The organism is Bradyrhizobium sp. S3.7.6, assembly GCF_054061875.1.
Window position 1 is genome coordinate 326,991 of record NZ_JBSSEQ010000004.1, and the last position, 23,138, is coordinate 350,128.

Annotated in this window: 25 protein-coding genes and 5 pseudogenes; 15 read left to right on the forward strand and 15 right to left on the reverse strand. The window is 61.6% G+C overall.

Features of this window, described 5'->3' with window-relative positions; translation table 11 throughout:
• Nucleotides 1-6 precede the first annotated feature (6 nt).
• On the forward strand, nucleotides 7-234 hold the full coding sequence (locus ACVJ5M_RS47055; protein ID WP_245343962.1) for a hypothetical protein: 228 nt from the start codon (nucleotides 7-9) through the stop codon (nucleotides 232-234).
• Between the two features lie 130 nt (nucleotides 235-364).
• Nucleotides 365-574, forward strand: coding sequence for a response regulator (locus ACVJ5M_RS47060; protein ID WP_085399064.1), 210 nt, complete (start codon nucleotides 365-367; stop codon nucleotides 572-574).
• Nucleotides 575-1,135: 561 nt separating this feature from the next.
• Here the strand turns inward: ACVJ5M_RS47060 and ACVJ5M_RS47065 are convergent.
• Nucleotides 1,136-1,384, reverse strand: coding sequence for a hypothetical protein (locus ACVJ5M_RS47065; protein WP_231145601.1), 249 nt, complete (start codon nucleotides 1,382-1,384; stop codon nucleotides 1,136-1,138).
• Nucleotides 1,385-2,647: 1,263 nt separating this feature from the next.
• Here ACVJ5M_RS47065 and ACVJ5M_RS47070 point away from each other — a divergent pair.
• From ACVJ5M_RS47070 to ACVJ5M_RS47085, 4 genes are read left to right on the forward strand one after another with little or no spacing between them, the layout of a single operon-like run.
• The gene (locus tag ACVJ5M_RS47070; RefSeq protein WP_354100452.1) at nucleotides 2,648-3,610 is read left to right on the forward strand and encodes a DUF3618 domain-containing protein; all 963 of its coding nucleotides are present in this window, start codon (nucleotides 2,648-2,650) and stop codon (nucleotides 3,608-3,610) included.
• Between the two features lie 11 nt (nucleotides 3,611-3,621).
• On the forward strand, nucleotides 3,622-4,281 hold the full coding sequence (locus tag ACVJ5M_RS47075) for a hypothetical protein (protein WP_231145600.1): 660 nt from the start codon (nucleotides 3,622-3,624) through the stop codon (nucleotides 4,279-4,281).
• Nucleotides 4,278-4,694, forward strand: coding sequence for a phage holin family protein (locus ACVJ5M_RS47080; RefSeq protein WP_162478965.1), 417 nt, complete (start codon nucleotides 4,278-4,280; stop codon nucleotides 4,692-4,694). Before ACVJ5M_RS47075 ends, ACVJ5M_RS47080 begins: the two co-directional genes overlap by 4 nt.
• Nucleotides 4,691-5,434, forward strand: a complete 744-nt coding sequence (locus ACVJ5M_RS47085; protein ID WP_354100453.1) for a hypothetical protein — start codon at nucleotides 4,691-4,693, stop codon at nucleotides 5,432-5,434. The genes ACVJ5M_RS47080 and ACVJ5M_RS47085 overlap by 4 nt, the downstream gene beginning before the upstream one ends.
• Nucleotides 5,435-5,510: 76 nt before the next feature.
• Here the strand turns inward: ACVJ5M_RS47085 and ACVJ5M_RS47090 are convergent, their stop codons facing one another.
• From ACVJ5M_RS47090 to ACVJ5M_RS47100, 3 genes are all read right to left on the reverse strand, one after another.
• Nucleotides 5,511-5,774 carry a GlsB/YeaQ/YmgE family stress response membrane protein gene (locus tag ACVJ5M_RS47090; protein WP_162478963.1) on the reverse strand — a complete coding sequence of 88 codons (264 nt, stop codon included), beginning with the start codon at nucleotides 5,772-5,774 and terminating at the stop codon, nucleotides 5,511-5,513.
• Between the two features lie 36 nt (nucleotides 5,775-5,810).
• The gene (locus tag ACVJ5M_RS47095; RefSeq protein WP_210168710.1) at nucleotides 5,811-6,263 is read right to left on the reverse strand and encodes a YidB family protein; all 453 of its coding nucleotides are present in this window, start codon (nucleotides 6,261-6,263) and stop codon (nucleotides 5,811-5,813) included.
• A 275-nt stretch (nucleotides 6,264-6,538) separates the two neighbouring features.
• Nucleotides 6,539-7,006, reverse strand: coding sequence for a hypothetical protein (locus ACVJ5M_RS47100; protein ID WP_162478962.1), 468 nt, complete (start codon nucleotides 7,004-7,006; stop codon nucleotides 6,539-6,541).
• Between the two features lie 436 nt (nucleotides 7,007-7,442).
• Here ACVJ5M_RS47100 and ACVJ5M_RS47105 point away from each other — a divergent pair, with 436 nt between their 5' ends.
• The gene (locus tag ACVJ5M_RS47105; protein ID WP_162478961.1) at nucleotides 7,443-7,802 is read left to right on the forward strand and encodes a response regulator transcription factor; all 360 of its coding nucleotides are present in this window, start codon (nucleotides 7,443-7,445) and stop codon (nucleotides 7,800-7,802) included.
• 53 nt (nucleotides 7,803-7,855) lie between these two features.
• On the opposite strand, the gene ACVJ5M_RS47110 is transcribed toward ACVJ5M_RS47105, so the two are convergent.
• Nucleotides 7,856-8,083, reverse strand: coding sequence for a hypothetical protein (locus ACVJ5M_RS47110; protein ID WP_162478960.1), 228 nt, complete (start codon nucleotides 8,081-8,083; stop codon nucleotides 7,856-7,858).
• 1,056 nt (nucleotides 8,084-9,139) lie between these two features.
• On the opposite strand from ACVJ5M_RS47110, the pseudogene ACVJ5M_RS47115 reads away from it, so the two are divergent.
• From ACVJ5M_RS47115 to ACVJ5M_RS47125, 3 genes and pseudogenes are all read left to right on the forward strand, one after another.
• Nucleotides 9,140-9,323 (forward strand): annotated as a pseudogene (locus ACVJ5M_RS47115) (DNA ligase); the annotation flags it as partial.
• A gap of 88 nt (nucleotides 9,324-9,411) precedes the next feature.
• Nucleotides 9,412-10,044 (forward strand): annotated as a pseudogene (locus tag ACVJ5M_RS47120) (DNA topoisomerase IB); the annotation flags it as partial.
• 19 nt (nucleotides 10,045-10,063) lie between these two features.
• A complete protein-coding gene (locus ACVJ5M_RS47125; protein WP_256375131.1) occupies nucleotides 10,064-10,516 on the forward strand; it encodes a hypothetical protein in 453 nt (150 codons plus the stop codon).
• On the opposite strand, the pseudogene ACVJ5M_RS47130 reads toward ACVJ5M_RS47125, so the two are convergent.
• From ACVJ5M_RS47130 to ACVJ5M_RS47170, 9 genes and pseudogenes are all read right to left on the reverse strand, one after another.
• A pseudogene (locus tag ACVJ5M_RS47130) lies at nucleotides 10,461-10,831 on the reverse strand (hypothetical protein). The gene ACVJ5M_RS47125 and the pseudogene ACVJ5M_RS47130 sit on opposite strands and share 56 nt — an antisense overlap.
• Nucleotides 10,831-11,684 (reverse strand): annotated as a pseudogene (locus ACVJ5M_RS47135) (SDR family oxidoreductase). Before ACVJ5M_RS47135 ends, ACVJ5M_RS47130 begins: the two co-directional pseudogenes overlap by 1 nt.
• Before the next feature lie 92 nt (nucleotides 11,685-11,776).
• Entirely contained in the window at nucleotides 11,777-12,544 is a 768-nt protein-coding gene (locus ACVJ5M_RS47140; protein WP_456679794.1) for a glucose 1-dehydrogenase, read from the reverse strand.
• Between the two features lie 10 nt (nucleotides 12,545-12,554).
• A complete protein-coding gene (locus tag ACVJ5M_RS47145) occupies nucleotides 12,555-12,941 on the reverse strand; it encodes a putative quinol monooxygenase (RefSeq protein ID WP_162478956.1) in 387 nt (128 codons plus the stop codon).
• Nucleotides 12,938-13,294, reverse strand: a complete 357-nt coding sequence (locus tag ACVJ5M_RS47150) for a DUF2255 family protein (RefSeq protein ID WP_354100459.1) — start codon at nucleotides 13,292-13,294, stop codon at nucleotides 12,938-12,940. Before ACVJ5M_RS47150 ends, ACVJ5M_RS47145 begins: the two co-directional genes overlap by 4 nt.
• Nucleotides 13,295-13,337: 43 nt before the next feature.
• Nucleotides 13,338-13,713: pseudogene (locus ACVJ5M_RS47155) on the reverse strand ((R)-mandelonitrile lyase).
• 116 nt (nucleotides 13,714-13,829) lie between these two features.
• A complete protein-coding gene (locus ACVJ5M_RS47160) occupies nucleotides 13,830-14,612 on the reverse strand; it encodes a carboxymuconolactone decarboxylase family protein (protein WP_456679795.1) in 783 nt (260 codons plus the stop codon).
• Nucleotides 14,609-15,817 (reverse strand): arabinose transporter, encoded by a 1,209-nt coding sequence (locus ACVJ5M_RS47165; protein ID WP_354100456.1) that lies wholly within the window; start codon nucleotides 15,815-15,817, stop codon nucleotides 14,609-14,611. Before ACVJ5M_RS47165 ends, ACVJ5M_RS47160 begins: the two co-directional genes overlap by 4 nt.
• 11 nt (nucleotides 15,818-15,828) lie before the next feature.
• Nucleotides 15,829-16,089: a hypothetical protein gene (locus ACVJ5M_RS47170; protein ID WP_179945621.1), complete on the reverse strand. Its 261-nt coding sequence runs from the start codon at nucleotides 16,087-16,089 to the stop codon at nucleotides 15,829-15,831.
• Between the two features lie 115 nt (nucleotides 16,090-16,204).
• On the opposite strand from ACVJ5M_RS47170, the gene ACVJ5M_RS47175 reads away from it, so the two are divergent.
• Nucleotides 16,205-17,116, forward strand: a complete 912-nt coding sequence (locus ACVJ5M_RS47175) for a LysR family transcriptional regulator (RefSeq protein ID WP_162478953.1) — start codon at nucleotides 16,205-16,207, stop codon at nucleotides 17,114-17,116.
• A gap of 881 nt (nucleotides 17,117-17,997) precedes the next feature.
• Here ACVJ5M_RS47175 and ACVJ5M_RS47180 read toward each other — a convergent pair.
• Nucleotides 17,998-19,029, reverse strand: coding sequence for an IS110 family RNA-guided transposase (locus ACVJ5M_RS47180; protein ID WP_354100748.1), 1,032 nt, complete (start codon nucleotides 19,027-19,029; stop codon nucleotides 17,998-18,000).
• 142 nt (nucleotides 19,030-19,171) lie between these two features.
• Here ACVJ5M_RS47180 and ACVJ5M_RS47185 point away from each other — a divergent pair, with 142 nt between their 5' ends.
• The 4 genes from ACVJ5M_RS47185 (at nucleotide 19,172) to ACVJ5M_RS47200 (ending at nucleotide 23,130) form a co-directional block, all read left to right on the forward strand.
• Nucleotides 19,172-20,728: an ISL3 family transposase gene (locus ACVJ5M_RS47185; protein ID WP_456679796.1), complete on the forward strand. Its 1,557-nt coding sequence runs from the start codon at nucleotides 19,172-19,174 to the stop codon at nucleotides 20,726-20,728.
• Nucleotides 20,729-20,853: 125 nt separating this feature from the next.
• Nucleotides 20,854-21,204 (forward strand): transposase, encoded by a 351-nt coding sequence (locus ACVJ5M_RS47190; RefSeq protein ID WP_063981905.1) that lies wholly within the window; start codon nucleotides 20,854-20,856, stop codon nucleotides 21,202-21,204.
• The gene (locus tag ACVJ5M_RS47195; protein WP_231145767.1) at nucleotides 21,153-21,842 is read left to right on the forward strand and encodes an IS3 family transposase; all 690 of its coding nucleotides are present in this window, start codon (nucleotides 21,153-21,155) and stop codon (nucleotides 21,840-21,842) included. Before ACVJ5M_RS47190 ends, ACVJ5M_RS47195 begins: the two co-directional genes overlap by 52 nt.
• Nucleotides 21,757-23,130, forward strand: a complete 1,374-nt coding sequence (locus tag ACVJ5M_RS47200; protein WP_210168703.1) for an IS30 family transposase — start codon at nucleotides 21,757-21,759, stop codon at nucleotides 23,128-23,130. Before ACVJ5M_RS47195 ends, ACVJ5M_RS47200 begins: the two co-directional genes overlap by 86 nt.
• Nucleotides 23,131-23,138: the final 8 nt, after the last annotated feature.

Genomic DNA, 23,138 nt, shown 5'->3' on the forward strand with positions numbered 1-23,138 from the left:
GCCCAGATGATGATGGACGACAACCTGGCACGCCTTCGTGCCCATCACAACAACATCAGCCGCTATCGCCGGCTCTTGCGTACGAAGCTTTTGCCTTTGGAACGCCAGTTTATCGAACGGCGGCTTTCCGAGGAGGAGGCTGCTCTGCAAAGCCTTTCCGTTTCGACCTTTCCGATCGCCTTCAATGAGCCAAGGCCTGGTCGACCGCCGCCGGTTGCAGAGGTGATGCCATGAGCACGACCGTCAATCTGGGCCGACCGGGCTCAGGCTCTTTCCCTTTGGCGCTCCTCGGAAGGTTTTTCGTTCACGAATATTGAAGACTCCGGCTGCGGACGGCGTATCATCGGCCGTGGAGATCTCAGGGATGGCTCTCTCGACCATCGAGCGTCCGATGGGTCCTGTGTGCAAGCACCGGATGGGGTTGGCGCGCATCTTTCCCGGCCCCCGCGGATTCGATGAGCGCACCTTCGAGTGCTCGACTTGCGAGCGTACCGAAGTGGTCCGCTTCGCCGTCGATCCGATGCAAACGGACGCGGTCGGCTGGCTCGCCGGTAAGCTAAAGCCGCCAAACTGACGTTCGGTGTGAGTGGCGCGATGGATGAGCACTTCTGCAAAGAACAGACGCAAAGGCGCTGCCTGTTGGCGCTGGTCAGCCCATACGCCCCGAGGTGGCCGGTCCCTAGGGCCGCGGAGCGGCCGCTGCCGGGGTCGGGTCGGCGAGGCGTGACCAAGAGCGCGATCGAAGTCTCGTGAGACACTTGCGGCGGCGGGGATCCCCGCGCGGGAGTCCGAGCCGGCCGCAGGACCTATCCGGGCCGCTGCGTGAAGGCAAGGGCCGTATGCCGACCAAGCCCGAGTGAGGTGCGGCTCGCACCTCCGGGCGCTTGACCTGGTAACCATGAATCGAGGAGGCGAGAATGATCCTGATAGGATTTGGCGCCCTGCTTGTTCTCGGCGGAATTTTGTACATGGCACGCGCTACAATTTGGCGGGGATCGCTTAGTCGGCCCGCCGCCGATACACTGGAGCCGACGCGGCGCGGCGTGGGATTCCTGGGGGTTAGAGCGAACTGGCCGGGCATTCTCCTTGCGGCAATCGGTGCCGTTTTGTTGGTGTTGGGTGCCAGTCTCTAACTTCAGCCACCCGCCGAGCTGCCGCCCTGGTTGACAAGTTGGTATCGACGCTTCAGCCGATGGCTCGTGGTTGTAGCGGCGTTTTGGAGGCGATCGAGGTCCGCACCGTCTTTAGCAATCACGAGCAGTCGCCAATTCAGGCCATCGGGTTCCGCATCGCCGTGTTCAATCTCGACGGAGATAACGAACTCCCCGCCGGGAACGTGCCGGATCTCCTGAAGAGCGAACAGTTCTAGATCGGACTTGGACACCAACGTTCTTGGCACCGGTCTCCTCCCGGCCGGTCTAACGCAGCCTCAATCGCTCCGCGACTGCTTCATGAAAGCGGCCCGCTCGATCATGTCAGCGGGCCATTTCTTTTCGCTTCTATTTCCCTTTCATCTTCGGGTCATTCATAGTCGCCCCGGGGTTAGCCGAACCCGGGCTGCTCGATGCCCCTTGACCGCTGGTCGCGGCTGGAGAATTGCCGCCGCCTCCAGATCCCGCACCCGCGCCTCCGCCGTCCCGTGATCCCGCACCTGCGCCGCCGGCTCCGCCCGAGCCAGCGCCCGCGCCGGCCCCTGCTCCGCCAGCACCACCGGCCCCGCCACCAGCGCCACCCTGCGCGGAGGCGGCAGCGATTGATCCGAACAAAAGTGGAGCTGCGAGCGCCATCTTGCCGATCTTCATGGTCATTTTTCTCCTATTTAATTTTGCTTGCAACCGACCGCTGTAACCTTCGTTCCTAAGCTGGAGCAGGGACCAAACGCGTCGAGGTGCCGCACGGGCAAGGATACCTCACTTACAGCAGACAACTTCCCCCTGGAGGTCGAGGATCAAAGCGCCGGCCGCAACTGCCGAGACAGAGAAGCTCGCCGACAACTCGCAGACTCAACGAGCATGCGCACCCAGAAGAGCACGATCGCTGGCCTTAGCGGACCTTCGAGGCGATCCCCACTCGCGTTGCCCCCTTGAGCGCTCTGTGCCGGCCCAGACAACACTGGCCAACTATTCTTGGGAAAGCATTTCGCGAACAATCGACATTTGAACACGGCTCTCCGGCGAAAGGCCCAGTCTCCATCGCGACCTTCCGGCGAGGACGTCGTTCCTTGAACTCGAAATCAAGTCCAGCGCCCGCGCCGCTCGCGGTACGGGGAATATGCCCGGTAACAACCACAAGGCCCCTGGCTTTTGTTCGAATGCATTCCGCAAGCCGCGGCAGAATGTCTCGATTTGAGCAACCATAGCCAACGAGGCAGGCAGTTCCGCGGATCGTATCTGATCGCTTGTGCCGCCCGCGCAAGCGCGAGTCCTGCGAAGTTCCTACGGTCCGACGCGACATTTTCCGAGCTCTCCTCTCGGTACACCACCGCTGCTCTAAGGCTCTTTTCTTCACGTACCAAAGCCTTGCGCGCAGCAGAGAGTTTGGCCGGCGGCACGTCATCCTTGTTCAGTTAGGAACGATTGAACAAAGCGTGTGTTCGTCCTTAGATTCAAGAATTAAAGCACAAGAAATAAAGCAAGAGGGTGAAGCGATGGCGCGATCAGTGGAGGAGTTGAGGCGTGAGTCCGAGCGCAGCCGCGCAGAGCTGGCGGCTACCATAGGGCGATTAAGGGACCAGATATCGGACACCGCCGAGGACATCCGCCACAAGGTCTCGCCGCAGCACATCAAATCCGAAGTCTCCGAATACGTCAGCGACAAGACCCAGAGCTGGATTGAAGGGCTCAAACAGCTGATCATGGACAATCCCATGCGCGCAGTGGCCGCGGGCGCCGCAGTAGGAATTCCGCTGCTGCGATTGGCGCGAGGTGTCCCGTTGCCACTTTTGATGATCGGCGCCGGGCTTGCCCTGACCTCTAAGACAGTGCGGGATCGCGCGGCGGAGGCGTCCGGTCCGGTAATGGATAGAGCGGGGGAAATGCTCGAGGAGTTGACGGAGGGTGCCCGGGCCATGCAGGGCGACGCGACGGAAAAGCTATCCTCCGCTCCAAGCCGAGCCGCTGGCATGGCTGGAGACGCACAAGATCGGGCCGCCGGCCTTGCGGATGAGCTCCGGACAGGTGCAACAAAGGCTGCCAGTTTTGCAGGTGAAAAACTCAAGAGTGGCATCGACGCAGCCAAGGATGTGGCGGCGAACGCGCCTGACCAGGCCCGTCAGACCATCGGCGACAATGCTGCCCTCATCGGAGGCCTGGGCATCGCGATCGGCGCCATCATCGCGGCGGCTCTTCCCGAGACCAAGACTGAAGGCAAGGTGATCGGTCGGGCGAGCGATGGCGTGAAACAGGCTGCGGCCGAGGCGGCCCACTCCGGATTCGAGGCGGCGAAAGAGGCGACCACGTCGGCAGCCGACGCGGCGGCACAAAAGATCGCTGAGGCCGATCTCGGCACCTACGCCAGTCGTATGACGCAGGATGTGGCGGGCGCTCTGAAAGAGGCTGCGGACGATGTCGTCAAAGCCGCCTTTAGCCCTTCCCAAAACACCAACACCTGAAGGAAACAATCATGAACGATGTGGACCCGAACAACATCACGCAGTTTGCGCCGAGCCGAGACAAGGGACCCTCGAAGGATCTGAAGGAACAGATCGGTGAAGCCGGGGCAGAGATGAAGCAGCGCGCTGGCGATGCCCTTCAGGCAACGGCCGATCTCGCGCGGGACAAGTTCAGTGAAGCGGCTGATGCAGCCAAAGGGGTGACGGAAGGGACGGTGGAGCAGATTCAGAGCCAGGCCCGCGAGCAGCAGCGGTCGGGCGCCGCTTTCGTTGAGCGCCTCGCAGGCAACATGCGTGAAGCCGGCCGAGCATTTGAGAGCGACGTACCGTTCGCTGCACGCGGCATCGGTTCTGCTGCCGACTACGTCGAAGAAGCCGCCCAGAAGATCCGCGATGGCAGCTTCCGGGATCTCGTCGAAGGTGCAACTGATTTCGCCAAGCGTCAGCCCGCCGCCTTTCTCGGAATATCCGTGCTGGCAGGCTTCGCAGCGCTCCGCTTTTTAAAAGCGTCCGGCGAGCAATCCTCATCATCGAAGCGGAGCGGCACAGTGAATAAATCGTCGTCGGAAGCCGTTCAGAAGTCCGGTGCCCCGCCGTTCTCGGCGAGTTCCGCGCCGCCCGGTCCGAGTTCGCAACAGACATCATCCTCACAGGGCAGCGCCGTACCATGAGCATCGAGCACGATATCAAAACCAGCCAGGGCGAGTTTCGGGTCATCTCGACGCTGCTGGGCGATACCATGTCGCAGTTCGCCAAGCTCTTCCAAAACGAAATGGACCTGGCCAAGGCGGAAGTTGGCGACAAGCTTCAGAAACGCGGTGGAGCGCTAGGTTTGATTGCAGGTGGTGCCGTTCTGGTGGTTCCGGCGATCGTCATGGCACTGTTTGCCCTGTCCGCGGCGTTGATCGCCGCAGGATGGTCGCAACCGGTATCGTATCTGACATCGGCGTTCATAGCGGCGGTAATCGCGGCCTTGTTCTTTGCAGTCGGCATCAACCGGCTTGATGTGCGCAATCTGGCACCTCGAGAAACGATCGGCCAGCTTGAAAAGGATAAGGACACCATGAAAGGAATGGTGCGATGAGCGACACAAAGAGCGGTTTTATTGACAATTTGGTGACAGCAGCCCGGGAAAACCCTCTTGCCGCTGCGCTTATCGGGGGCGGAGCGCTTTGGCTGTTGGCTGGCGGCCAGAAGCTGAAGACCGCGACCCGCTCGGCTGTGGATGTGGTTTCGCCCGTGGCCGATGCTGGGACGAGTAATCTCAGGTCGGCGGGATCGGCTGTTAAGCAGACTGTGGCGCCCCCAACGGCACCTGAAATGGACGACGAGGGATCGCTGGGCGTCGGCGAAACTTTGCGAGGCGCGACCGCTGCCGCTTCCGATGCAGTCTCAGAAGCTGTCGACAACGTTCAGGATCGGTTCGACGAGGGAGTCACTTTCTTCCAGGAGAACTTTGGCAAGCTCGGCAATGCGCTTCCAGGTAAAGAAGCGCTCACCAGTTCGCAATCGTCAATGACTGAGTTGCTTGAAAGACAACCCTTAGTGCTTGGGATCGTGGGCTTGGCGATCGGTGCAGCAGTCGCAGGCGCGTTTCGCGCTTCCGAAATTGAGAACGAATATATCGGCAAAGCTGCCGACGATGTTAAAGCCGACCTGAATCGTCGCGCCGGCGCGGTATCGCAGGCCTTGCGCGAAGGCTCAGATACCGTGGTCGCAGAAGTCGGCGACAAAGGTGCCGAAGCCTTGGATAGGGTGAAGCAGGCCGGCATGGATGCCGCTGAGGCAGCCACCGCCAAAGTAAGGTCCCCCCAACCGGGCTAAGGTTGGGGTGGTCGCGGATCACGTGGATCTGCAGCGAGGTAGCGGAGTGAACGGAACTCGCTTGGGAGGTCGTTCCTCAGATTGGTCTCCGTTGTCTGCCGACCACGAAGCCATAGGCAAACAGCACGATGACAGCGCCGACCACGGCGCCAATCAACCCCGCACCTTCGCCAGGACGATACCAGCCAAGCGCTTGCCCGAGGTAAGTCGCTACGAAGGCCCCGACGATCCCGAGGATGGTCGTCAGAATGAACCCGGCCGGTTCATTGTCCCCCGGCATGATGAACTTGGCTATCACGCCGGCGATGAAACCAATAATGATGGTCCAAAGAATACTCATTGTTTATTCCTTTCAATAGAGCGACGCGGCGGCAATTCAATTGGGTAGGCGTCCCTCCGGCGTATACTTGTCGACTGCTGAGGGGAGCTCCCGGGATAACCTTGCGAGAATCTCGTCTTGAGAAAGCCCGGTCTCCAGTTCAAGCTTTTCCAACACGTCTGAGCCTATTGCTTCCCTCAGTTGCGGAGGCGAAATGTCCTTATTGGGCCCTGTGCTGATCCACGACTGAGCTACGTCACCGCGGCCATTTTGATTGAATTTCTCCAGCAGCTCGCCGATCCCTCCTTGAAGCAGTCCGCCGACTCCTGCCCCGCTGAGCATGCCCGTAAGATTGCTGAGCAGCCCACCAAGCGGCTGTTGAGATCCGGGCGGTTCTAACGAGCCCGCTCCCGGGCCCTTTAGCAACTCCGCCAGCTTGTCTCGATTCTGATATCCGGCAATGGCGAGCAGTCCCAAAAGCGCAGTCATGGACGGCATTCCGCGGGTCATTTGGTAACTCCGTGAAAGGGTTAGACTGCTCGAACTCTGGGACCCCGGTTCTGTTCCTAAGGCATGCGTCCGCAGCTTGCCGCCGGAAGTCCTAAGCCGCTAAGAAGCCGCCTTAGTTGGTCTGATGGGAGAACAGAAGCGCGGGTCAGCTCAGAGGGAGGGATGCCGGGGTGGCGTCATGGCCGTTAGACGTTCCAACGCCTCCGGGGCCTGATTGCGCTGTGACACCAAGCCCAAGATTCCAGGAAGCGTCGCCCGACGCGAAGACGGATGGATCACCCGCCATTCAGCGAGAGGCTGATGCGCGTAACGATACCATCCCAGGCTCGCTCTTCGCTGGCCGGATAATTGATCAACACGCAATGGACCAGCCCGCCGGAGAAGTTGCAGCGGTCATACCAGACCTTGTCGCCCTTGTAGCTGGAAACCGCAAAAAACCGCGGCGTCACTCTCTTGTACTGAATGCGCGAAGGCGGACCTTTTTTCGCGAGGAAAACAGCGGGGGAATCGCTCCCAACGTTGGGAGCAGCCTGTATCGTGAGGTCGGCACGGCCGTCGGCGGTTCGAAAGCGTTGCCCATAACCGTCCGGCCGGCCCGCTTCTTCGGTGAAGATCGAAGAAGGGAAGTCGACCGACGTACCCGTCTGTGAAATGCGGTAGGTCGTCCACCTTATGGGCTGCGCCGAAACCGAAGCGGCCGATACAGCGATTAAAAAGGCGATCGCCAGAGCTGTCGCTTTCATCAAAGCTCCTCCTTCGCAGACCCCACCGAGACATAGGCAACGAGACGGCTGCACGCCCTTCACACCAAGAAAAGCGGCAAGGGCAATTACGTTCCAAGAAGCCTGATCCTTCGCCGTCTATGCCTTTTCGCCGAGAAGCAGATGCGAAAGCACTACGCCGAGGCGTTCGAGGCATGGGATCGATGGGCCGCAGCCACCGGCGACGTGAGTATTCGAAGGCACGTGACCTCCAGGCCAAACGGCTGCTGAGCAACATCGGTACATATGTCCCGCATGGCGGAGGCGATCAGCCGTTTGCCGCCCCCCCAGCAGAGCCCGCGACCGCCCCTGCACCGCAGCCCTCCGCGTCGCAACCTTCGCCAACGCCGCAAAAGGAACGGCTGCGCACTTTGGCCGTTCGACATGCTTAACAAATGCTATTGGATATGAGCCACCAGTGAGCGTACTTCTCGTCGAGGACGACCCTCTGATCCGCGGATTCGTCGTGGAAGCGCTGCGCGAAGCAGGCTATCACGTGATACACGCGAGCACCGGGGAGGAGGCACTGGCCTGGTGCAAGCGCCACGTCGCGGACGTGCTGGTCACCGACGTCAGGCTGCCCGGGCAGGTCGATGGGTGGCAGATCGCGGAACGCTACCGAGAGCAGGATCCGGAACTGCCGGTCATCTACGCGACGGGCTTTTCGCCCGCCACACCACGCCCCGTTCCCGGCAGCCGCATCGTGCAGAAGCCCTTCCACCCGGAAGAGATCGTCCGGATGATCAAGGAGCTCGGCGAGGAAAAGGGGGCGCCGTAGCCCGGACCCCGGGCTGGATCCGTCGCTGGGTGCACCACGCCCTTCCCACGGAATCATCCTTTCGGCAGGCCTAATTCCTCGACGGCCCGACCGCAGATCTCAGCAGGGTCCTTGAGGCCGGTCTGACCGATCTCGATGATCTTCTTGGCAATCAGTTCGGTGAGGGGATCGTTGCGATCCTGTACGCCAATCGTGCGGAGGGCCTGTTCGTAGGCTGTCGAAAGTCGCGTGATCTCTTCAGGCCCAAGAGGCGAGTTTTGAAGTATTCGGTAGAGTGCCATTGTTGTCCCCAGCAGGGCGCAACGTAGCACCGATCTACTGAGAGAGCATTGCATCTTAGCAGCCAATTTTGGCTTTCACAGACTGCCCCCTGTGCTTGCGTCCCGGGAGCGTGGAGCCGGCGGGCGGCGAAGAAAGCTGTGGCAGAGTGGACGGGACCTGCGCGCCTTTCCGGCAGACGCGATCCGAAACTTCTCGGCGGCGCAGAGGAACGATAGCCTGAGTGCCAAGTTTTCGCGACGCCCCCGCCCCGAGGGGTGATCTCCGAACTGGCCCCAGCTCATAGCCCCCCCGAGCTGGGGCCTTCATCCGCCAAGTCTGGAATCGCCGCGAGGTGAAGACGTCGGTGAAGCTCTAACCCCTCAATCCTTTGCTCCCCAGGGCTAGCCGTCCTCGCTGCGGCGGCGGGGTCCTGGGTGCCGAGCTTCAGCGCAGTCTCGATCTTGGCGAGGAGCGCCTGGATTTCGGCGCTCTCGTTCGAGCCGGGATCGCCTTGGAACCGCGCCAGCAATTGCTCCTTCCGTCCCAGGAGCTCGCAACAGCAGACATCTCGTCACCGCGGAAACGTAATTGACGTCGAAAGGGCGCCATTCAGAGAGCGGCTTCACCAGCTCGGGGGTGCCGAAGCTGAAACCGATGCTTGGGCCACCGCGGCTGCACGTTCAGGTGCGAAATCGACACCGCTGCCGATCGTTGATATTTACAGACGCATTCACGTTCGTGTTCGACGAGCGATCGGCCGTGTTCTGCTGGCTGTTCGGCCGCTGAGCCGTGGTCGAATTGCGACCGTCGTAGGCTGCGCCTGATTGGTGCCCGAAGCCAATTGGTTCGCACTCTGCGTCCGGTTGTTCGCAGGCGGGTTTGGTACGTGAGTTGGCAAATAAAGCTGACCCCTTCACCAAGAAGCGGCTCCTCGATTTGGCGATCCAATACGAAGCCCGCCTGCGGGTCAAAACCGGTCCGCTCCCTTTGCCAACAATAAACGAGCGAATCACCAAGCACCGGGATTGAGCTGGCCCCGCGATCGCCAGCGGCGCTGCGCAAGTCTTTCTTCACTCGCTTGCGAAGTCGACTATGGCCTCGACAACGTCTCCACTGCTGATCTGCAAAGGCAGCTAAAGCCACTGATCCGAAAGACGCACCCCTACGCCAAGCGGATCGCATACAAGGGCATCTCGGGCAAAGTCGGCCGAAGGAATGGTGAGACATCCCTTCTTTAAAGGGCTCCGCGAGGAGGTCTGAGCGGAGGTGCGCGCCGACCCGGAACGAACTGGGCCTCTCCCGCCTTATGGAGTTAGCGAAGCCTCCGCTTCGCACGAGGGACAGGCGGATGCTCCGACAGACTAGTAAGGAAGAAGAGGTCCTAGACCGCACCGCCGAAGTGGCGGCCAACATCGCGGAAGAAGGGCTCCGGTACGTCAGCGACTCTTCGCCCGGGTACACGCGCAAGCGGACCGGCACTACCTTCAGCTACTACGACAAGGACGGCAAGCCCATCACAGACGCCGCCGTCATCCGGCGCATCAAGTCGATCGGCGTCCCGCCCGCCTACGAGTCCGTCTGGATCTGCCCCTCGCCTAACGGCCACATCCAGGCGACCGGGCTCGATGCCCGCGGGCGGAAGCAGTACCGCTATCACTCGAAATGGCGGGAGCTGCGCGACCAGGACAAATATGAGCACGTGATCCGGTTCGCGGCCGCGCTGCCCGCGTTGCGCGACCGGGTCGCCGCCGACACGAAGCGGGACGGGTTACCACGAGAGAAGGTGCTGGCCACGATCGTTAGCCTCTTGGAGAAGACGCTGATCCGGGTCGGCAACGCCGAGTATGCCGAGATGAATAAGTCCTACGGCCTCACCACGATGCGCCGAAAGCACGTCGCAATCGGCCGCCGCGTCCTTCGGTTCGAGTTCACGGGCAAGTCGGGTAAGCAGTGGAAGCTGCGCGTCGAGGACAAGCGGATAGCCTCGATCGTGAAGCGCCGTGCGGAGATCCCGGGGCACGAACACTTCAAGTACCTCGACGAGGACGGAGAGCCCCGCACCGTGGATTTCCGGCGACGTCAATGCGTACATCAAGGACATCACAAGCGAGGACTTCAGCGCCAAGGATTTCCGGACTTGGGCGGGGACCGTGCTTGCGGCATTGGCGCTGACCGAGTTCAAGAAGTACGACAGCCAGGCCGAGGCCAAACGCAACGTCGTCGCCGCGATCGAGAGCGTCTCCAAGCAACTCGGCAACACTCCGGCCATCTGCCGCAAGTGCTATGTGCACCCGGAGGTCCTGAACGCCTACATGTCCGGCGATCTGGTCAAGATGATCGAAGCCAAGATCGCGCAGAAATTCAAGCGCCAGTACCCCAAGCTCACGCCCGACGAGATCATGGTGCTGGCGTTTCTCCGCAAGCGTCTCGATTCCCTGAAGGCCGCCGCCTGATCCGGGCGTACCAATCGGCGTAGGGCGTGTTCTTGGCCGCGTGCCTGTTAAAGTCGGGCGCGCCGTCCTTCCACACACCGGTCCCCGCTCTCCCAGCCCACGCTTCGCCTCGTCGACCAGGCGGTGCGCAGCGGTTTCGGCATCCTGATCGCCGACGGCTTTTGCTGCCTTCACGGCTCGCCGTGCATCCATCAGCCGCTTCACAAGCCGCGTCTTGTCGTGGGCAGCCAGGTCGGGATCGCTCATCCGCCAGAGTCTACCGCGGACCACGAAATAGCGCCCATCAGGCGTGACGGGATGCTGGAGGCCCGGCATCAGATGAAAGGCTTCCCTCCGGTCACGGCGACCGTGGTTCCCGAGGTGTAGCTCGACAGCGGATCGGCCAGCATCACGTACGCCGTCGCCAGCTCCGCCGGTTGCCCGGCGCGTTTCATCGGTACCTGCTTGCCAAAATTCTTCACGGTATCCTCGGGCATGGTCGACGGGATCAGCGGCGTCCAGATCGGCTCGGGCGCCACGGCGTTCACGCGAATGCCCTTCTCCGCCAGCATCTGGGCCAGCCCGCCGGTGAAATTCTGGATCGCACCTTTGGTGGTCGCGTAGGCCAGCAGAGTGGGATTCGGCATGTCCGAGTTCACGGAAGCCGTATTAATGATGGCACCGCCCGGCTGCATGCGCGGCACGGCGGCCTTCGCGAGGAAGAACATGGCGTGGATATTCACGTCGAATGTCATCCGCCATTCCTCGTCGCTGATGTCGGAGATATCCTTGAAGGTCGCCTGATGGGCGGCGTTGTTGACGAGAATGTCGACACCGCCGAGGTCGCGGACCGCCAGATCGACGACCTTCCTGCAATGGTCCGCGGATCTCAGATCACCTTTCACCAGGACCGCCTTACGACCTTCGGCTTCGACGAGAGCCGCTACTTCCTTGGCGTCGTCGTGCTCATCGAGATAGGCAATCAGGATATCGGCGCCCTCGCGGGCGAAAGCGATGGCGACAGCCCTTCCTATTCCGCTATCACCGCCGGTGATGACGGCCCGTCCTGCAGGCGGCCCGATCCCTTGTAGCTGGTCTCTCCATGATCGGGGCGTGGGTTCATTTTCGCGGTCGAGCCGGGCATGGGCTGGCTCTGGCTTGGGAACGGCGGCTTCGGATAGTCGGGCATTGAGATCGATCTCCGCGGGTCGAGAGCGCGACAACCAGCTCAAGGCAACCAAGGTTCCTAGCTCGTTGCTCGCCCCTCCCCGCCAATCGCGTTCAATGGGCGGTAAACCCGCCGTCCACCGGTAGCGCGACGCCGAGGACGAAGCTGGCGCCCGGACTGCACAGCCAGAGCACGGCGGCCGCGATCTCATCGGATTCGCCAAGCCTCCCGATCGGCTGGTCGCGCATGATTTCCTTCAAGGCGTCGGCCTGCTTCGCCAGCATGTCCGAGACCATCGGCGTATTGATCGTGCCAGGGCAGATCGCGTTGATCCGGATACCGCGTGGCGCGTACTCCATCGCCGCACTCCTCGTCAGTCCGATGACGCCGTGCTTGGAGGCGTGATAGGCGGCGCGGCACGGCAATCCGACGAGACCTCCAAGCGACGAGCAATTCACGGTGGCTCCGCTTCCCTGCGTCCGCATCTGTTGCAATTCGTGCTTCATGCAAGCCCAGACACGGCGAAGGTTTATTCCGTTCACCCGATCGAAGTTCTCCGCGGTGTCGTCAGCAGCATCACTCGGGGGCACCTGGATGCCCGCGTTGTTGAAGGCCATATCGAGCCTGCCGAAATGCGTCACAGTCCGCTCAATCATGCGCGCGACCTGCGCCTCGTCCGAGACATCGCAGACCACGGTCAGAACCTTGCGTCCCGCGGACGTCAGCTTTTCGGCGGTCGCCCGCAGCGCCTCTTCGTTGATATCGGCGAGCACGACGGCCGCTCCGGAGTTGGAGAACGCCTCAGCGGTCGCCAGCCCCATGCCCGAACTTGCTCCGGTCACCAGCGCGACCTGGCCGCTGAAATCATAGGTCGGATTCATCAAAACCACCTCACTTCGTTTTTGCTCCAAGCGCGATGGGCGTCGCCTGCACCAGCTTGAGTGACTTCACCATCTTCTCCACCGTCGCCTTGTATTTCTTGAAATGATCCGATCCGAGGTGCGCTTCGTATGCCTTCCTGTCGCGATAGATCTCGAAGACCTTGACGCGGGCCGGGTCGTCCTTCTCGGACACCGCGTAAAGCACCAGGACGCCCGGCTCCTCTCGGATCGCCGCGCCGATCTGCTCCTGGACCGCGACCCTGTAAGCGTCCAATTGAGCAGGATCGACCTCGATCTCCGCCACCTGGACATATTGTCCGCCCAGGTCCTGGGCGACGGCGGCGCCGCCCAGCGCGACGGCAAGCATCGACGCGCCGTAGACCAAAAACTGCTTCATGATCGTACTCCAGCCTGCCGCGGCACGATCCGTATGGTTGCGGACCGGGCACGCGCACTGATCATCGGTTCGAGATATCGATTGCCGCGATACTTCGAGCGATAGGCCTCGTCGATCGAATCCAGAATCTGTCCGTCGACCGGTTCGAACGCCACTTCCTTGGTGAGGCCGGCGGCGACGATCCGCCCGGCCTTCTGCTGCGCAGCGGCCCCGTACCACCTGGAGTTCTGTCCATTGTAGCCGCGAACGTAGAGCGCGCCGTCAACCGCGACGGACCATATCCACGTCGGTGTCCCGTATGTCCTCCCGTCCTCCCTGAACGGGGAGACGTGCAGGTCGTCGGCGTCGGCAATCTTACGAAGTTCATCGTCGTTTCAGCGGTGCATCGTGGACACCTCACTTTCGGTACTGGTCGTCGGCCACCTTCTCCATCCAATCGACGTTCTTTCCGTTGAAGGATTCCTGGATGGCGATATGCGTCATGGCCGTCGTGGGCGAAGCGCCGTGCCAATGCTTCAGACCCGGCGGAAACCAGACGACGTCGCCGGCGCGGATCTCCTCGATCGATCCGCCCTCGCGCTGCACCCATCCGAGGCCGGCAGAGCGGGTGAGTGTGCCAGGCCGTCCGGGCGCCGGGTTCGAACGTGACCTGACCGCCGCTCACCCGTCCCGGGTCCGGAGCCTGGAAGAGAGGATCCACCCGAACCGAACCGGTGAACCGGTCGGCATTCCCCTTCGTCGAGGGGCGGGAGCCGTTTCGTTTGATATCGATGTCCATGACTGCGTTCCTTGGCATGTTCGAATCTTTGGCGCGGGCGTCCGGCGCCGCCGATGTCGCGAAACCGGCCACCAAGGCGATGGCCTGTCGACGCGAGTACGGCGACATCGTTACCGGGGCCGCTTCTCGATGACGTCCTTGACCACCGGCGCCGCCGAGAAGGCACTGGGCCAACCCGCGTAGAAAGCGAGATGGCCGATGGCCTCGCCGGCTTCCTCCTTGGTCAACCCGTTATCCATCGCCCGGTTCAGATGGTAGGTGATCTGCGCGACCTGGCCGGTCGCGATGAGGGCGCTGACCGTGGTGAGACTGCGGTCGCGCGGCGCGAGCCCCGGCCTCAGCCAGAGATCGCGGAACAGCACGTCTGTCGTATACTGGACCAGGCTGGGCGTGATCTTGCCGAACTGCTCGCCGACACGCGTCGCCCGCTGCGCCTCCGCCGCTTCGTCGAGGGGAAGCTGGGGACCGGATGAGGGCGGAAGCTGGTCCGCGCCGATGTTACGGCTCTTGAACACGTCCTTCGCCGCGGCGACGGCATCCATCGCGTTTGCCCAGCCGGTGTAGAACGCCAGGTGCGTGATGATTTCCGACAGTTCGGCCGGCTTCACGCCGTTGTCGAGCGCGAGGTTGAGATAGTACGGCAGCTCGACTGTCTGATCGCGCGCGATGAGCGCGGCGACCGTGACGATGCTCCTATCTCGCGGCGGCAGTCCCGACCGCTTCCAGAGGTCACCGTGCACGACGTCCTTCGCATATTTGTCAAGGGCGGGCGCGACGGCCCGAATGTCTTCGGTCGTGGGCATGGTTTTTACTCCTCCGATGATTGTCTGTTGACCGTTGGCCGCGCTGGCGACGATCGAGAACGAAAGTATGGTTGCCGCGAGAAGTTTCACCGCTGCTGTCCTCCGACTGTTGGCGGGTTCACCATCAGCCACGACGCGACGAACGCGGCGCATAGTACGGTGACGGCGCTGACGAGAAACACGACATTCAGGCCGGCTCCCCTCGCGACCAGCCCGAGCGCGGGACTTGCGATCCCTTGAGCCAGGTCGAGGAAGGCAGTGTAGGCTCCCATCGCGAGACCGCGACTTTGTGCCGGCACCCGCAGGACCGCTTCGACGCCGAAGCCGGGATAGATCAGTGAGAATCCGAATCCCGTGAGGGCGGCTCCGACGAGCGCTAGTTCGGGACGAACGGCCAGCCACATCAGCGCTTGGCCGGCAGTTTCGATGAGCACGCAGAATAAAGCGACCTTGGCGCCGCCAAACTTGTCGGAAGCATGGCTGAAGAGTACGCGCGCAATGATAAACGCGGCGGCATAGACCGTGTATGCGAGCCAGCCTTGCGTCCAACCGCGATCGGCGAACAGCAGCGCGGCGAACGTGGTCATAGCCCCGAACCCCACACTGCCCAACGCAGATCCGAAACCGGGGACCCACACCGATCCGAACACTTTGGCGAACGATAAGCGGGAGCGCGGCACGGGCACAACGGCCGGAAGCGGGGCGATCAGCAGCAATGTGACAAGGGGAGCCAGCGCCGTGACACCCGCGATCGCGGCAAATCCGTAGCCGGCGTAAAGCGCGGAGCCGACCGGGGCCCCGATCGCAAAGGCTGCGAACATCGCGGACCCGACCCAGGCAATGACCTTCCCGGTATTGCGGGAGTCGACGATCGCAAGCCCCCAACTAACGGCGGCGGTAATGATGAAGCTCTCCGCCCCTCCAAGCACGCCCCGCCCAAGCAGCAACACGGCGACCGATGCTTCCGGCGCGCCTCGCAACAGCAGTGAACACAAGTAAATCAATCCGGACGTCGATGCCGCCAGCAGACCTGCGGCGACCGCGCGCTTCGCGCCACGACCGTCAGAGTAGTGGCCCGCCCAGGGTCGCGAAATCAACGATGCAGCGAACTGACTACCGGCGACGAGGCCGACCACGAAAGTGCCGAAACCGAGTCCATCGTGGACGTAGAGCGGGAGCACCGGCATCGCAACGCCGATGACGAGAAAGGCGACGAAGACCGCGCCCATGATCGGCAACAGGGACGCGGCAAAGGAACGTCCTTCCGTGGCCTCTCGCATGGCTACAACTGACATGTCGCCGCCCCTCAGACTTCCTGCTTGGTTGGCCTGTAGAGGATCTCGTTGATGTCCACGTCATCAGGCTGGCTCATCGCGAAGGCGACGACGCGGGCGAACGAGTCCGCCGGTACCGCAACCTGCGAATAGAAGTTCCGGACGTTCTCCGCGGTTTCGGCATCGCTGATGCCGGCGGGAAGCTCAGTCGCGACGGCGCCGAGCGATATCACGGTCGTGCGGCTGTTGCTTGCGCGGGTGATGACGAACCTGTCTGCAATACCTTCCCTCATTCTTTCCTACTCCGCGTTGTCCTCGTCCACCCGCCGGTCGACTTCCAAAGTAGGCGCTTGGGGCCTGCTGCATTAGATGATAAAATCCAATTGGATTGATTGGAGTAGCCTATAAATGGAACGCGCTGACGCGAGCGATCTTCTAGCGTTCCTGGCCGTGGCGCGAGAACGCAGCTTCACCCGGGCGGCGGCTCGGCTTGCGATATCCCAGCCGACCCTGAGTCAGACCGTCCAAGGTCTGGAGGAACGTCTGGGTGTCAGGCTCCTGAACCGGACCACGCGGAGCGTCACACCGACGCAGGCCGGCGAGCGGCTGCTGCAGAAGATTGGACCCAAGTTCGACGAAATGGATGCCGAGCTTGGAGCCCTGAGCGAATTGCGCGAAAAGCCCGCCGGGACTATCCGGATTACCGCGACGGAATATGCCGCGCAGGCGATCCTGATGCCCGCAATGGCCAAGATCGCGCCGCTCTATCCAGACATCAAAGTCGAGGTGATGATCGACGTGGGCCTCACGAACATCGTGGCCGCGCAGTACGATGCCGGGATCCGGCCGGGCGAACTGGTCGCGAAGGACATGATAGCGGTCCGGGTCGGTCCGGACCTACGCATGGCTGTGGTAGGCTCGCCGTCCTACTTTGCTTCTCGAGTGAGGCCGCGGACGCCGCAGGATCTGACGCAGCACAACTGCGTCAACCTTCACCTACCCACCCACGGTGGGCGCCTCTATGCATGGGAGTTCGAGAGGAACGGGCGCGACGTGAATGTGCGCGTGGACGGGCAACTGGTCTTCAACAGTTCGGGCGCGCTGCTGCACGCCGCGCTGCAGGGGCTTGGCTTGGCCTACCTGACCGAAGGTCAGGTTCAGCCCTACTTGTCGAGCGGCGAGCTCATTCGGGTGCTGGGGGACTGGTGCCCGCCATTCTCAGGATATCACCTATACTATCCGAGCCGTCGGCAGCCATCGCCGGCATTCACGCTGCTGGTCGACGCGCTTCGATACCGAGGCAGAGCATCGCGGGGGTAAAGCTGTGGCTCAGGTTGCGGTGCGCTTTTGGCTAGCAGCTGGCCTCAAACTCGCCCGGGGTTGCCGAACGGAGAAGTGCCCATGCCGCGAGGCACCTGGAGATTCCAACGTGACGACCCCGCGCCGGAAGTGGTAATGCTTGTGCCACGGCGCCGCTCAAGAGTGCCACACAAAAACAAATCACTGGACCGAAAAGCGCAATAAAATCAATGCAAGTCAGGATTGTCGCCCCAGTTCAATCCTGTCTGGCAGCACCAGCTTCCCCCTTTGATTTTTAGGCTCTTTGGAAAACCATCGGGGTAGGCGCGGTGAGTACAAATGCAGAAACGTGCGCGGGAATGCGCCTATAGCGGCACGCTTCTCGCACGCTAAATCTCGCTTGGTTCTGCAGTGCCATGAGCGGCCCCGCATGGAGAGGATTCCAAATGGTGGCATGTCCGATTTGCGGAAACGAAATCGGAGAGCTTCCAAGAACCGGTGATGCCGAAGGGTTTGATTGCAAGCAACACGGCAAGTTCGAGGTCTCAAGGACAGCTCTCGAGGCTGAGCCGAGTAAGAGCGCCGGGCGCGATAGTTGGGAAAATGTGAATAAGCGCCGAATTTTGGCTCTGACTCATATGTGGAACGGCCCGGGCTGCAAGATCTTTTTCTGGTAGAACAGGGGATGACGGTGCGGTCATATGTTCGGCCTGTGAATGCGGCGCCTGGCCGCTGGCCACGATGATATCCGCGGAAGGCAATCGCCCAATCAATTTCTCGCGCTCGAAGCGCAGTGAGTCAGGCGGTCTGATTGCTACCGGGAATGACGTCATTCGAGGTTCATCCAGATTTGCACCTTGCCTCCTCGGCAGCTTTCTTCTTCCGCCGGAGAGCTCTTGAGATTAGGATTTCAGCATTGCGGCCGGCGCCTGATAGATGCCTCCTCTGACCAGCAAGGCCCAGATCGTGCGCGCAATCTTATTAGCGAGCGCGACCGATACGACCTTGACCGGCCGTCTTTGCAGCATGGTCCGAATCCAGAGCGGGACTTTCAAGCCTCGCTTAGCAAGCTTGATGATAGAGGTCGCACCAACGATCAAGAGCGTCCGTAGTTGCCGATTTCCACGCTTTGATATCGCGCCGAGCCTTTCTTTCCCGCCGCTCGACCGTGCCCTCGGTGTGAGCCCCGTCCAAGCCGCAAAATCTCGTGCAGTCGCAAAATCGCGAGCATCCAAGACCGATGTCCGAACGGTAGCGGCGATGAGAGGACCGACACCCGGAATGCTCATCAGACGCCTTGCATCGGGGTCCTTTCTGACGGCAACCAAAATCTCTCTGTCGAGCTTCTCTATGCGGGTTGTCAGCAGCTCAATCTGTTCGGCAAATAGGATCAGGGCAAAGCGGGCGGCGCCGGGGATCCTATTGTCTTTTTCGTCCCGGAGAAGCACCAAGAGTTTTGCGATGCTTGCCATGCCTGTGCCAGCGATAATGCCCAATTCGGCCATATGAGCCCGCAGAGCATTTGCAGTCTGGCTGCGCTGCCTCATTAGCATCTCTCGCGTTCGCAAAATCATGCTGGCTGCTTGTTGTTCGGCAGTCTTCACCGGTACGAGCCGCATTGTCGGGCGGGTGACCGCCTCACAAATGGCTTCAGCATCCGCCACGTCGGTCTTATTACGTTTGACGTAAGGCTTCACGTAGGCTGGCGGCATCATGCGGACAGAGTGGCCCAGCGCCGCTATCTCGCGCGCCCAGTGATGGGCACTCGCACAGGCCTCCATACCTACCAAGCAAGCTGGAAGGCTCCGAAAGAAGGGTAGAACCTGCGATCGCCGCAATGTGCGACGAACCAAGACTGTCCCGTTTTCGGCGGTGCCGTGAACTTGAAAGATCGACTTGGCCAAATCCAAACCCACTGTGATAATTTTCTCCATGGAACGGTCCTTCCTTTGTGGCGCCTCTCTACGCGACCACGTTAGGCACTTTTGATGCCGGTTCGAAGGGCCGTTCCACACCATCACTTTTGATGCAGTTCGAGGGATGTCTGGCGCTTTGATTTGGGGGAGAATCAGCGCCATGCAGCAGGCACTCCAGCGCTCCAGTCTGGTGCCGAGTGGATTTGTTGTAGAGAGTGCGTACTACGAAGGTGATAAGGCTGTTATTGCGGTCCGGGCGTCGGGAAGCATTGGTCTGTGCCCATCTTGCGGAACGGTTTCCCGACGCGTCCATAGCCGATACCGGCGTCGTGTGACTGATCTTCCCCTTTCGGGGCGGATCGTACAGCTTCTGGTGATTGCTCGTCGCTTCCGTTGCGGCGCCGTCCTATGCGGGCGCCAAATCTTCACCGAGCGCTTCGCCGAAGGGGTGCTGGCACCGTCGGCGCGACGCACGGCAAGGCTGGACTCTATCGTCCATCACCTCGGTCTGGCACTTGGCGGTCGACCGGCAGCAGGCTTCGCAAAACGGCTAATGCTGCCGGTGAGCAAGGATACGCTCCTTCGCGTGGTCCGACGCCGTAGCCGTCCGCCAGCTGATCCGCTCAGGGTTATCGGCATTGATGATTGGGCCTGGCGGCGCAACCACAGATACGCCAGCATCATCTGCAACCTGGAGCGGCGCCGAGTAGTCACCCTGCTCCCGGATCGGGAGCCCGCAACTGCCCAAGCCTGGCTCGCTGCTCATCCCACGATCGCGATCGTTGCCCGTGACCGTGGTGGGGGATATGGCGAAGCGACAGCAAGAGCCTTACCGCATGCGGTACAGGTTGCAGATCGTTGGCATCTGATGGAGAACGCCAGTCGGGCCTTCCTCGATGCCGTTCGCAAATCGATGCGCCAGATACGCACAGTGATCGGCGCGACCACGATTGATCCCAAGCTGCTAACAGCCGCAGAGCGGATCCAGTATGAGGGTTATCTGCGCCGCGAGGAGACCAATGCGGCTATCCTGGCTCTGTCGAAGAATGGCATACCCATCAAGCAGATCGTGCGTCAGACTGGTCACAGCAGGCAGCTGGTACGGCAGGCGATTCGCGGCGAACGACACGATGTCTTCCGGACCCGGCAAAGTTCGTTGGACTTACACTTGCCGTGGCTCGACGATCAGTGGGCGTCCGGCTGCCGAAACGGGGCTGAACTTTGGCGTCGTTTAACGGCGCGTGGCTTCAGAGGCTCGCTCCGCGTCATCAGCGAGTGGGCGACCCGCAGACGAAGGGCTGAAAAGCCCGACGCACGAAACCTTCAGCGGATTCCATCGGCCAGAACGATCGCGCGCCTCATGACAATCGGCGGAGATCTGCTCACGAAAGCAGAGACCGTCACGGTCGCGGCAATCGAAGCTGGCGTACCATCCTTGGTCGAGGCTCGCGAGATCATCGCCGAATTCCACTTGATGATCCGACGCAGAGCCGAAGCAGGGCTCACGCCGTGGATCGACCGCGCCCGCGGCCTCTCGCTGACTTCCTTCGCCAGCGGCGTCACGAAGGATGAAGCGGCGGTTCGGGCGGCAATCACTTCGCCCTGGTCCAACGGACAGACTGAAGGTCAGATCACCCGCCTCAAGCTCGTGAGAAGGCAGATGTACGGTCGCGGGAAAATCGATCTCCTTCAGGCCAGGCTAATCGGTGCAGAATAATCGGAGCTGCACCAAAATTGCGTCAGAGCCGAATTTTGACCCCCTAATGGAGTGGGCCCTCCAGGGGGGACAGGTTGGCTTTCAGTAATTGACCGGACGGCCGGGCTTTCAGAGGATGAAGGCCCATGGCAAAGCACCGAACCCACAGCGTCGAGTTCAAACGGCAGGTGTCGCAAGAGTATCTGAGCGGCGAGACGCTGCACGGGCTCGCGAAGCGGCATGACATCTCCCGCAATCTGATCCGGATCTGGGTCGAGAAGTTTCAGGCAGGCGCTCTCGATGAAGATTTGGCGGCGGCCGATCTTCTCCAGGATTATGAGGCGCGAATTGCCGCCCTCGAGAGGCTGGTCGGGAAACAGGCCCTGGAGCTCGAGTTTCTAAAGGGGGCTCTGCATGCACGACCGCGGAGGAGAAGCGAGCCTACATCCGCGATCACCGGCCCCGCGGCCTCTCCGTCACGGAAGGATGTCGGCTGATGGGGATTGCGCGCTCGACATACTATGACCGCTCTGAGAAGGCGGCCGATGATACTGCGATCGTTGAGGCGATCGCCACTATCTGCGACGAGTTCGAGCACTATGGCTGGCGTCGCGTCCAGGCTGCGCTTCGCCAGCAGGGCCTGATCGTTAATCACAAGAAGATCCGCCGCCTGATGCGTGAGCATGACCTTCAGCCGAGATTACGTCGCCGCTTCATGGTGACAACAGACAGCGATCACGGTCAGCCGACCTTCCCGAATCTCGCCACCGACATCACTCCCACCGGTACCGACCAACTCTGGGTGGCCGATATCACATATGTCGCCATCGCCGGCGGCTTTGTCTATGTCGCCGTCATCTTGGATGCCTGGTCACGGCGAGTGGTCGGATACGCCATCAGCCGCTCGATCGACGCCCGGCTGACGCTCGCGGCCCTGGCCGCCGCGATCGAAGGCCGCAAACCACCTCCCGGCTGCGTGCATCATTCCGATCGTGGATCACAGGGCGGATTCAAACGGTCGTCGCAACACTCGGAGGTTGGAGGTTGCGATGAACGTTGTAAGGCGCCGATCGGCGCGGTCAGGACGAGCCCCATTGCCATCGCCAGGACGGCCGTCTGTTGCAGGACGCGATGAACAGAATAGATTTTGGCTGGCGATTGCCGCGGGGCTAAGCAGCGAGGATGCTGCGCTGGAAGCCGGATTGTCACAACCTGTCGGAAGCAGATTATTCCGAAAGGCGGGCGGCATGCCACCAGCGATGTTCAGATCTTCGGCAAAGGTACTCTCCGGGCGGTACCTCTCATTGGTAGAGCGCGAGGAGATCGCACTCCTCAAGGTGCAGGGCCATTCCAGGCAAGAGATTGGACGTCGCCTGGGGCGGGCTGCTTCGACAATATCCCGTGAACTGCGACGCAACGCGGCTACCCGCGGCGGCGGGTTGGAGTATCGGGCAACAACTGCCCAATGGCATGCGAATCGATCCGCCCGCCGACCCAAGCCGACCAAGCTTGCGCTCAATGCAACCTTGCGCACTTATGTGGAGGAGAGACTTGCTGGCGGCGTCGTAGCCCCGAGCGGCGCGCTCGTTCCTGGTCCCGCCGTTCTGTGGAAGGGCCGCCGGCATGGCCCACGCAAGGATCGGCGATGGGCCAAAGCCTGGAGTCCCGAGCAGATTGCCCGACGCTTGCCGATCGACTTCCCGGACGACAAGACGATGCGCATCAGCCACGAAGCTATCTATCAAGCTCTCTTCGTTCAGGGCCGTGGGGCGCTGCGCCGCGAGCTGACGGCCTGCTTGCGAACCGGGCGTGTATTACGGATGCCCAGGGCGCGCGTACGCAGGCGAGGCAAGGGGTTTGTCTCGCCGGAGATCATGATCAGTGAGCGCCCTGCTGAAGCTGCCGATCGAGCAGTGCCGGGACATTGGGAGGGAGACCTCATCCTCGGTCTTGGCAGCTCGGCAATCGGCACGCTGGTCGAGCGCACGACGCGCTTCACGATGCTATTGCACCTTCCCCGGTTGGCGGGGCACGGCGAAGCTCCGCGCGCGAAGAACGGACCTGCGCTCGCGGGACACGGGGCCGAGGCCGTGCGCGACGCGATCACGCGCACCGTCATCACCTTGCCCGAAGAACTGCGTCGCTCGCTGACCTGGGATCAGGGAGCCGAAATGGCTCAGCACGATCGTCTCAAGATCGATGCGGGTATCCAGGTCTACTTCTGCGACCCGCAAAGCCCTTGGCAGCGCGGTACTAACGAGAACACCAACGGGTTGCTGCGACAGTACTTCCCGAAAGGCACAGACCTCAGCATCCATAGCGCCGACGAGATATCCGCTGTGGCAGCGGCCCTCAATGCCCGTCCGAGAAAGACACTAGGCTGGAAAACGCCGGCGGAGGCGCTTGACGAATTGCTGTTATGAGTGAAAAC